Source organism: Moorena sp. SIO4A5 (assembly GCF_010672005.1).
GTDB lineage: Bacteria > Cyanobacteriota > Cyanobacteriia > Cyanobacteriales > Coleofasciculaceae > Moorena.
Genome location: NZ_JAAHHZ010000183.1, coordinates 1 through 10183 on the forward strand (window position 1 = coordinate 1; position 10183 = coordinate 10183).

The window sequence follows — 10183 nt, forward strand, 5'->3', positions numbered from 1 at the left end:
ATGCGATCGCGGATCATCACTGTGGCAAAACCGCCCCTGAGCAACGCGACTCTCTAGATTAATTCCAAAGGGGATGACCATGCCTAATTTTTGTTTGCCCATCCTCAAGTCATATCTTCTGAGTTTCTTCAGTTTTTTGAGCCCAACCATCACCAATCTTTCCGGATCTAGTCAATTTCCTGGCGGATTTAAGAGTTATAACGGATGTGATCAAAGTAAATCTCCTGGATAATTTACCCCAGCAGTTAGCTGGGGTTTTTTTTTGTAATTGCCTAACACAGTGATGCGATCGCCGATCATCACTGTGCCAAAACCCCCTCGCTTATCAACCTAAGGATACAAGCCCCTGAATTCATTTATGGAAAAAGACTATTTGAATTGGAGCGAAGCGATGTTTCAATGCCTCGAATTAATTCCTGGGGTATTTTTTAATTTTGAATTGATAATTTTGAATTGGAGCGAAGCGAGTGACCATGGGTAATTTTTGTTTGCCAATCGTCAAGTCTGTTATTCTGAGTTTCTTAGGTTTTTTGATACCATCTACCTATCAACCACCCACTTATGGGAATAATTATGAGCTAAGTAGCACACAACCGACTCTCCAATCAATTGACAACAAAAACTATACTCAAGCTCAAATTGATTATTTTTTGGAAATTGCCTTAGGCTCGGAATACGGCTCCTCCAATCCTACTATCAAAAAATGGGACAGGAATGTGAGGATTAAGGTAATCGGCTTGCCAACCCCTGAAGATTGGCAGACTTTGTCAACCGTTATTGATGAAATAAATACGATTACTCAAGGTTCAATTCAAATAAACTTTGATGATAATAATCCCAATCTCAAGATTTATTTTGTTCCCGAATACGAGTTTCGTCGCTATGAGCCTAACTATCGACCGGTCAATTTTGGGTTTGTTCGGACTTGGTGGAATAACCAGGTAATTTATAAGTCAAGAATTATGATTTCTACAACTAGCATTACTCAAAAAGCACGGTCTCACCTAATCCGAGAAGAGCTCACCCAATCTATAGGACTGATGAGGGATTCCTATAAATACAGAAATAGTGTATTTTTCCAAGGGTGGACTGATACGACTGAATATGCGGAGATTGATCAAGCTGTGATAGAAATGTTATATCGACCAGAAATTCGTCCCGGAATGACTAAAGCAGAAGTTATCAATGTTCTGAATAGCCTTAGGTTTGCGAGGTAATCATAGCAGTAGGGTGCGTTATTAACGCACCTTACAGATAGAGTTACTGGGTAGGTTCTGTGCTATAAAGATTCAGATTAGAAGAATTTAGAGGTGGTGTAAGGACCATAGACCCAATTGCCACTGTTCAGCTGTAGCCAATTCCCATTTCTAGCAACCACAGGTTTGAGTACAGATCCACTGCTTACACAGGTAACAGCCTGACCAGTACCAGGACCAGGGAGTGCTTTCAAACACCCACCATTGGGAGTCTTGACTTTGATTCCTGATTCCAAAATCGGACTACCGCCACCGCCTTCACTACTTTCATCAAATAATTTAGAGGTAGTGTAAGGAGCATAAACCCAATTGCCACTGCTCAGCTGCAGCCAATTCCCATTTGTAGCAACCACAGGTTTGAGTGCAGATCCACTGCGGACACAAGCAACAACCTGACCAGTGCCAGGACCAGTGAGTGCTTTCAAACACCCACCATTGGGAGTTTTGACTTTGATTCCTGATTCCAAAATCGGACTACCGCCACCGCCCTCACTACTTTCATCAAATAATTTAGAGGTAGTGTAAGGACCATAAACCCAATTGCCACTGCTCAGCTGCAGCCAATTCCCATTTTTAACAACCACAGGTTTGAGTACAGCTCCATTGCTAACACAGAAGACAGCTGCGGAAGTATCGCTCGGACCTTTGCGTGCAGTCAAACAACCACCACTTGGAGTCTTGACTTTGATCCCTGTTTCCAAAGCCGCAAACACTGGAGCCGTTACACTCAGACTCGCTAACCAGACCGCACATCCTAGTAAACCGAGCCAAGCAGTGTTGGGAATTTTAAACCAGTTGAGGTTGAGTTCTCTTAGATCTAGATCACAATCAATACCTACTGCTTCTTCATAGGATTCATAGGAATGAGTGTAAGCAAGTACTTCCACGTTTTTCTCCTTTTTTAAGTTTTATTAAGTTTTGAGGCAATTATGATCATAATTTCCCCTAAAGTTGAGGGAAAATAGATTGCTTTGCTGTCAGGTGGAAGACCCAAGGGTAATCGGTAATCGGTAATCGGTAATCGGTAACTGACCCAACTATACTTGATGTCATTCTTTTGTTCAGCAACGCCAAATAGATGGCTGGAAAAAGGTTATAAGACAATTTCCTACCATAGGGGAAAATTTAAGCAAAAAAAAATAATTGCCTGATTAAACGATAACGTTGTGTGAAGCGTTCGCAAAGCGTGGCCAAAGGCCAATCGCATAAGCGCGTTTTTATCTGGGTTGTAAACACACTTCTTGCTGTAAAAGGCATGGATGGAAAAGGCTTGCAGACAATAGGGGAAAGAGCTCCGAAGTTTTATTGGACAAAAAAAAAGACCATATAGGTTTACATCTCATTTAAAAAGGCTATATTGCAATAGACAAAAAACCAACCCTATCCCCAGCCAAATTAAAAAACAATACCTTGTCAGATCTAAGGCTTGGTTAATTTTGCCTGGTGTGATATCGTAGGTAGGTTTTCCTAATAAGGGTTTTTGCTTGACAACACCACTGTAAAAATTAGTCCCCCCCAGCTGAACCTCCAAAATCGCAGCAAAAGCCGATTCACTCCAGCCAGAGTTAGGACTCGGATCAGCAATAGCATCACGGCGACACAGACGCCAGACCTGCTGAGGTTTTCCAGACATCAAGGCTAGGGTAAATACGGTTAATCGACAGGGGATCCAGGTTAGTAAATCTTCAATTTTAGCACTAAACCAACCTAAATGCGTGTAAGGCTCTCGGCGGTAACCGACCATCGAATCTAAAGTACTGGCAGCTTTATAAGCTAAGGCAAGAGGAACACTACCAACCCCAGGAATCAACGCTCCAACAATGGCATAAAACAGAGGGGCTGTGACCCCATCGGTAGTGTTTTCCGCCACCGTTTCTAGGACAGCTCGTAGGATTTCCGACTCACAAAGATTTTCTGTATCACGACCAACATATTGACTTAATCGAGAACGGGCTAGTTCTAATTCTCCGGCAGTTAAAGGCTGTAATACATCCATTGCTGCTGCTCTAAGAGAGCGACCAGCAAAACAACTGGCTAGCAAGATCGTTCCTATGCCTATACCCAAAAAGGGATTGAGCCAGATTCCTAGGAAGACAATAAACCATCCAACTACTCCACTCCCAATAATTAGTCCAATACCCAACCCAATTCCTGCTAGGCGTTGTTGCCAAGGCTGCTGCCAGAAGTGAATTGCTAACTTAGTGAAGTGAGAGATTACCCAGCCCATAACCTGCACTGGATGGACCCAACCCCAAGGATCACCGATCAGATAATCCAGACTAGCCGCCAGCAGCAAAATGACACCATTAGTATGGTTATTACCCAGGATTTGAACCACTACTTTCTAATTTTATCGACATTCTCTTCCCAGTTAGCCCCATCGAAAGGGACAAGGGTAAATCGAGATAGAACATCACCGTCAAGACAACGTAGGTTGACAGAAATCCCATTGGGATGAGAACGGGGTCGATAGAAAGGATGAATGCCACAGATTTGGCAGAATGTGTGCTTCGCCGTGTGAGTGTTGAAGGTATAACTAGTCAACACTTGATCTCCCTTAAGTAAGCTAAATTGCTCAGGGGAGACAATCAGGTGTAAGATGCCCTTTTTTTTACACATCGAACAATTGCAATCAATTGCCTCATGCTTTTTTACAATTACCCGGAAGCGGACAGCGCCACAATGACAGCCCCCCTCATAAGTAATCGGTTCGTTACTCTTTTTCATGAACAGAAAAATTGATTCAAACAACGAAACTGGTTTCTTCTCCCATAGCCGCTTGCCAACTACGGGCATCATAATAAAGATCGGCAAGAGTTATAGTGTACAATGCTTCTTTAAGCTTTTGATGCAAACGATGCCAAAGTGTAAATGTAACCCAGTCTTCGGCTTGACCAGCGTCTGGGGTATGGTGGGGTAGTGGTTCGATGGTTTCACCCACTGCTTCTAGGATTTTGCCGAGGGAAATTTGTGTGGGTTCATGGGCTAATTGATAGCCTCCTTGAGCTCCACGAACTGACTTGACTAAGCCAGCACGGCGCATCTCAATCAGTAGTTTTTCTAGATATGGAGCTGGTAGACCTTGCCGTTTAGCGATCGCTCTAACCGATGTCGGTCCATACCCTGGTCTTAGGCTCAGATCTAGTAGTGCCTTAACACTGTAGTGTCCACGAGTGGTGAGCTTCATAATAAAATAGCAATCCAATCGGAAAGTGGACGTGGGAGTTAACGGGACAATTTCTTTGAAAGACTAAAGTCGGAAACGATTTTATGACCTGTTTAAAGATCACGCTCGTTTAATCCACTCAGCTATCAGCATCAAGAGCCGGGGGAACCAAGCAACCCTCTCATCCTGAAGACTATACTTTGAGCGGTATGCTTTTAGCTATGCCTTCAAGCCAGAAGCTTAGATCTTAGACTATCAATGGCTGATAGCTGATAGCCCGTTGGCTGAATGCTAAGCTCAAAGAAACTCGCTTAATACTGTCACCCAATGGAGATAGCCATTGACTTGTGACAGGGATGGAAAGTACAGGTGGCTGGTGAGGAAATTGCCTACAAGAGTAGCCCATACTCTTTTAGCCAATTTTCCCGTGACCCTAGGCAATTTTCCTGTGACCCAGATGATCGGAGTTGTTCACGACCTATTCACAACCTATTGCTGTAGTTGAACGGTAGTTAAAAACTGACTATTAACGAACACAGTTGACACTCTCGGTGTAATATAGTCTCATATACTGATATTAAACTAAGATTTTGTTATCTTAGTTGACAGTCAGTCCAGTAGAAATGCTGGATACCACTTAAGTCCTTAGTATTAGATTCAAGTTGATGGCTAGAAAGAAAAACATGGCTGCTCCGACGCCTCCTCTGAAGGACGAAGCATTGCTTGATAAAGTAAGAGAGCTAGGTAACCTGAGCAAAGAAGAAAAAGCTAGAGCCTGTGGCTACTACACCGTGACAAAAAACGGAGTAGAGCGAGTCAATATGATGAAGTTCCTCAATGCCCTTATTGATGCGGAGGGGATTGAATTAGACAGCAAAGTCAATGGCAATGGTCGTGGCGGACGCAGTGCCAGCTATCGGATTAGTGTGCAGTCTAACGGCAATCTTCTGATTGGCTCGGCTTACACGAAACAAATGGGTTTACAACCAGGGGACCAGTTTGAAATCACCCTGGGACGCAAGCACATTCACCTTAAACAACTTGATGAAACAGAAGAAGAAGCACGTGAGGCATCCTGAGCCGAATAGACAAGGCTTAGAACGCCGTAATCGGTAAATGTGCTGTCGCTCAAAACGTCAGCATTCTCCCGTCAGTTATCAGCATTAGCGCTACTTGAAACGCTGTGCTTGCCAGCCATTCATGATGCCCTCAAGAGAACCAATCCACGAGGCTTTAAACGGTAAGCGTGGTTTGAAAAGGAGCCCATAAGCTTACTCTCTTGATAAACCCAGGCTCCCAAAACATTAGCTGTTTGCAAAGCTGGAAAGTAGCGCGTCAGCTGACTGCTGATAGCTTAATGCAAACCCGATCACTGTCTGTTACGAAAGCGGTGTATCAATTTCCATCCCCATTTATGGAAACTTCCCAATCTAGCTTTTAATCACTCAATTGGGATATTGTTTAAAGAACACCCAGTCAGGGGCATCATCAATTCTTCTGGCTGGCTTCAATTTCCATTGCTCAAGGAGACCAGTATTAAGCAATAAGTTGAACTAGATCAGAAATTGCCAAATCCCATGGTCAGAAGACATCAAAATCAGTAGTGAAAGATAGGTTCCCCAGAATAAAATTACCATAAATTGTCTATCCCGTCGCGCAACCAGCATCCCTGCTATAACCATGGTTAAAGGGACACAAGCGAAGAACAGCCAGGAGCTGAGGTCAAAAGCTTTCCTAATCCCGAAGTGAAGCATCACAGTAATAGTAGCAACACCTAGTAGACTTAACCCAATACTCCAAAAACGGGGATAAGATTTGCTAGAAGGCCAATGCCAAATATCTGTCAGTTGGGCTCCACCAGCAAGGGCTAATGCTGGGTAAACTGGCAACACATACCCAGGCAATTTAGTGGCAATAAGGGAAATGGCGATCAAGTAACCGCCAGCCCATACCAGTACCAATTTAGCCCAGCCCCAATGGCGATTCTGCCAAGCCTGCTGTAACCAGTAGGAAAAGAACAGTAACCAAGGTGCGGAAAATTTTAAGATTTCCCCCAGGTAATACCAAGGGAGGCGATTTTGCCCATCCACTGCTGTCCAGATCGGGCGTAGGGACTCGTAGAGAATGGCTTTAGTTGTAGTAACGGCTCTTTGATCCTGTACCAGTAATGGAACAGTGTACCAAGCAAGAGCAGGACTATAGCCTAGGAGCAATCCCAACCACCAATAAGTAGACGTGAGGAGTCTGGGCGTATCCCATGCTAGAAACAACAGAGCGATCGCTGTGATCAACAATGCCACCAGGATCCCCTTAGTGAGGAAAATCAAGCCTAATCCGATCCCCGCTGCCAGTGACCAGCGTGAGTCCCGACGCGATCGCAACACACACCACATCATCAACACCACAAAGCACAGATTAGCTCCATCCAGGATTGCCATACGCCCATAATGGGCTATTGGTAAGAAAGTTAGGTAAATCAAGCTAGAGAAAATAGCCTTCTGACGGCAGGGGAAGATTTCTGTAGCAAGACCATATACTAGCAGTACCGACAGAACACTGAGGATGGCACCAGGTAAGCGTGTAGTCCACTCGTTGACACCACCAAACTGATAAGCCACCGCAATGAGCCAGGCTAGTAGGGGGGGGTGTTCAATTACGGTTTCACCTTCAAAAGTTGGGTAAAGCCACTGCCCAAATTCCCCCTTTGCTGAAAGTAGTTGAGTAGCCAGATGACTTATGCTTTGCTCTACCCCTTGCAACGAGCCACTGCCCAAATTGATGCTAAACAACAATAGTGCTGCCAGGAATAACCCTAACAGCGACAATCTCTCAATCCAGCGTTGAGTTCTACGTATCCGGTTTCCCGAGCCACCCCAAGTAAACGTTTTATGATCCATAAATTTACCTTTACCTTTACCTTTACCAATAATTCATAATTAAAGCTAGAAGTTTAACAAAAAACCATGAACGAAGCTAATTTTACCGTTCCCCACCAGACCACGAGCCATCATCCAATTTTTCGGTTCTACTTGGGGGATTATCCCAATGCTGCTAGCCATCTTATCTAATCTACTAACCCCGTTGTCTGGTGTTCTTAACCACAGCAGTATACTTTTTACCTTTAACCTTTCAATTATGTCGGAAAACTAATCGTCTCTAACTAATCGTCTCGCGCGAGCGTGAACAGGCAATTCTGTTGAAGCTGTTTACCGTCAGTGATAGAATGTCCGTTGTTGAAGTGACGGTGCTAAACTATCCAGCATAAATTAAAACTTAACTTTTTTTGAAATTACCAATCAACGTAGAAAAACCTTTGACCTATGAGTATGACTTATGAGTAGTGTGAGCTATGGGTCGAATTAATGATTAGATTGCTGACCAATGGCAAAGTCTGACAATTATACACAAGATAAACACAATATAAACAAAACTAATTAGACAAGTAGGAGCATGACATGGTAACAGACACTCTCAAACCTCCCCATGACTATTTACAGTGGCGTGGGTCTTATCTCCGGGAGGAACTGTTGCTCAGCAATCGTTTAAGTAAGGCACAACAGCAAACAGCTTTGCTTATAGTCTTGAGTAATTCAAACTTGAGTTTTTCGAATCGAGTGTAAGCAAAGTTAAAAAATCTTCTCCAGAATCCTTACCTGTTAACTGTTCCGAAGTTCCCTACTTCTGTAATAAGTCCTATGAAAGTGATACACTACCAGGACACAAAGGGCATGCTTAAGATAGGCTATAGACGGTTTTATTACTGTGACCTATAGCTCAGTCATTGACCATCGACTGCTACTAGCAATGTTCTAGAACTTACCTCAAGTTCAGATTCACTGCTAACCGATCACTTCTTGACCAAGCCAGCCCATGGAGTTGAACACAGAATAATGAGGAATTTCTACCTAAGTTGATCACTTGCGACACTTACGCATATGGAAAGCTCATTTGAACTAACCCTACAGATGGTTATCGCCATCTTCGCTGGGATCAGTGCCCAGGTAATGGGTGAGTATTTAAAAATTCCCAGCATTGTCTTTTTGCTGATGTTTGGCACTCTACTCGGACCAGATGGCTTCGGTCTTTTGCACCCACAGAAGCTAGGGGTTGGTCTAGAGGTAATTGTTGCCCTCTCAGTGGCAGTTATTCTGTTTGAAGGAGGGCTCAACCTAGATCTGCGGGATCTGGGCAAAGTGTCTGGTAGTCTGAGAAATCTAGTTACCATCGGAACACTGATTACCCTGTTAGGAGGTGGCATGGCGGCTCACTGGCTAGGGGAGTTTCCTTGGCCGATTGCTTTTCTCTATGCCTCTCTAGTGGTGGTCACCGGACCAACGGTGATTAGCCCTCTGCTAAAACAGGTGAAAGTGGATCGACGTGTAGAAACCCTCCTAGAAGGGGAAGGGGTTCTCATTGATCCAGTCGGGGCAATTCTGGCAGTGGTTGTCCTGGACACAATTTTAAATAGTGATGCTGGTGCAAATGCAGCATTTCTGGGTCTAGGTCTTCGTTTAAGCATCGGTGCTGTTATTGGGGGCTTAGGGGGCTGGTTAATGGGGTTTCTTCTCAAGCAAGCACGCTTCATCTCAGAAGAACTCAAAAACTTGGTGGTACTGGCTGGCATGTGGGGTTTGTTTGGCTTGGCTCAGATGGTTCGCTCTGAATCCGGTTTGATGGCAACTGTAGTGGCTGGAGTAGTTATGGGAGCCTCTGACCTGCCTGAAGAGCGCTTGTTGCGACGCTTCAAGGGACAATTAACTGTCCTTGGGGTTTCGATGTTATTCGTACTGCTCTCCGCTGACCTCTCCATCGCCAGTGTGTTTGCCCTAGGCTGGGGCAGTATCTTTACCGTCTTGGTATTGATGTTGGTGGTGCGCCCCATCAGTGTGGTGGTTTGTACTTGGAATAGTGATCTCAATTGGCGGCAAAAATTATTTGTGTCCTGGATTGGTCCTAAGGGAATTGTCAGTGCTTCTGTGGCTTCCTTGTTTGCCATTCTCCTAACGGAACGGGGGGTTAATGGTGGTGACTCGATTAAAGCCTTGGTATTCCTGACAATTATGTTGACGGTAGTTTTACAGGGTTTGACCGCTCGCTGGGTCGCCAAATGGCTAAAACTTAACCCAGAGGAGGAGGCAACTGGTGCTGTAATCATCGGTTGTAATCCGATGAGCCGTCTGATTGCTCGTTTGTTTCAAGAGCGAGGAGAGTCGGTTGTGCTGATTGATACAGACCCAGAAGCCTGCCAAAAAGCAAGGGACGAAAATCTGCGAGTTTTCCAAAGCAGTGGTTTGGATGTGGATGTTCTAGAAGAAGCTGGCATCGAATCGGTGGGAACTTTCCTAGCAATGACCAAGAATGGTGAGATTAACTTGGTATTGGCTCAACGAGCAGCAGAGGAGTTTAATCCACCGCGAGTCTTAGCAGTGTTTCCTCGTGACCCCCAAGTCAATAGCAACAACAATAAAACCAAGGTTAATCAGGCCTTCATTGCACAACTACCGATCAAAACTTGGATCCAGTACATTAATGATGGGCAAATCAAGTTGGGCAAAACCACTCTCAAGGAAGCTGGATTTGGTTTTCAGCGAGCTCATCTCAACGCCTTAATTCGCTCTGGAGAACTGGTACCTTTGCTACTGGAGAGGGAAAAGAGTTTTCAAGTGGCGAGTGGGAATGAAGATTGGCAACCGGGGGATAATATTATTTACTTGCTCCATGACCCTAGACCAAAACTTCTGAAGCGTTTATCCGGTGGGAC

Annotated in this window: 9 protein-coding genes; 4 read left to right on the top strand and 5 right to left on the bottom strand. The window is 44.5% G+C overall.

Annotated elements, in window-relative coordinates; genetic code table 11:
• Positions 1-473 precede the first annotated feature (473 nt).
• Positions 474-1217 carry a DUF2927 domain-containing protein gene (locus F6K57_RS31145; protein WP_293027267.1) on the top strand — a complete coding sequence of 248 codons (744 nt, stop codon included), beginning with the start codon at positions 474-476 and terminating at the stop codon, positions 1215-1217.
• A gap of 77 nt (positions 1218-1294) precedes the next feature.
• Here F6K57_RS31145 and F6K57_RS31150 read toward each other — a convergent pair whose 3' ends face one another.
• From F6K57_RS31150 to F6K57_RS31165, 4 genes are all read right to left on the bottom strand, one after another.
• A complete protein-coding gene (locus F6K57_RS31150) occupies positions 1295-2143 on the bottom strand; it encodes a hypothetical protein (RefSeq protein WP_293027271.1) in 849 nt (282 codons plus the stop codon).
• 452 nt (positions 2144-2595) lie between these two features.
• Entirely contained in the window at positions 2596-3594 is a 999-nt protein-coding gene (gene cbiB / locus F6K57_RS31155) for an adenosylcobinamide-phosphate synthase CbiB (RefSeq protein WP_293027276.1), read from the bottom strand.
• Positions 3594-3875, bottom strand: coding sequence for a GFA family protein (locus tag F6K57_RS31160; RefSeq protein WP_364304791.1), 282 nt, complete (start codon positions 3873-3875; stop codon positions 3594-3596). The genes cbiB and F6K57_RS31160 overlap by 1 nt, the downstream gene beginning before the upstream one ends.
• A 124-nt stretch (positions 3876-3999) precedes the next feature.
• Positions 4000-4443, bottom strand: a complete 444-nt coding sequence (locus tag F6K57_RS31165) for an Rrf2 family transcriptional regulator (RefSeq protein WP_008184397.1) — start codon at positions 4441-4443, stop codon at positions 4000-4002.
• A 644-nt stretch (positions 4444-5087) separates the two neighbouring features.
• Here F6K57_RS31165 and F6K57_RS31170 point away from each other — a divergent pair.
• Positions 5088-5501, top strand: a complete 414-nt coding sequence (locus F6K57_RS31170) for an AbrB family transcriptional regulator (RefSeq protein ID WP_293027311.1) — start codon at positions 5088-5090, stop codon at positions 5499-5501.
• A gap of 474 nt (positions 5502-5975) precedes the next feature.
• Here F6K57_RS31170 and F6K57_RS31175 read toward each other — a convergent pair whose 3' ends face one another.
• Positions 5976-7319 (bottom strand): glycosyltransferase family 39 protein, encoded by a 1344-nt coding sequence (locus tag F6K57_RS31175; protein ID WP_293027282.1) that lies wholly within the window; start codon positions 7317-7319, stop codon positions 5976-5978.
• A 558-nt stretch (positions 7320-7877) separates the two neighbouring features.
• Between F6K57_RS31175 and F6K57_RS31180 the strand changes: the two genes are divergently transcribed.
• Together F6K57_RS31180 and F6K57_RS31185 are read left to right on the top strand one after the other, a co-directional pair.
• Positions 7878-8042 (top strand): hypothetical protein, encoded by a 165-nt coding sequence (locus F6K57_RS31180; RefSeq protein WP_293027285.1) that lies wholly within the window; start codon positions 7878-7880, stop codon positions 8040-8042.
• A gap of 315 nt (positions 8043-8357) precedes the next feature.
• Positions 8358-10183: cation:proton antiporter (locus tag F6K57_RS31185; RefSeq protein ID WP_293072012.1), on the top strand; the 1826-nt coding region annotated here is incomplete at its 3' end.

Bases quoted from the DNA above. Each gene is read 5' to 3' on its own strand.
- F6K57_RS31145 (WP_293027267.1), top strand. From the start codon at position 474: ATGGGTAATTTTTGTTTGCCAATCGTCAAGTCTGTTATTCTGAGTTTC.
- F6K57_RS31180 (WP_293027285.1), top strand. From the start codon at position 7,878: ATGGTAACAGACACTCTCAAACCTCCCCATGACTATTTACAGTGGCGT.
- F6K57_RS31175 (WP_293027282.1), bottom strand. From the start codon at position 7,319: ATGGATCATAAAACGTTTACTTGGGGTGGCTCGGGAAACCGGATACGT.
- F6K57_RS31160 (WP_364304791.1), bottom strand. From the start codon at position 3,875: ATGTGTAAAAAAAAGGGCATCTTACACCTGATTGTCTCCCCTGAGCAA.
- F6K57_RS31165 (WP_008184397.1), bottom strand. From the start codon at position 4,443: ATGAAGCTCACCACTCGTGGACACTACAGTGTTAAGGCACTACTAGAT.
- F6K57_RS31170 (WP_293027311.1), top strand. From the start codon at position 5,088: ATGGCTAGAAAGAAAAACATGGCTGCTCCGACGCCTCCTCTGAAGGAC.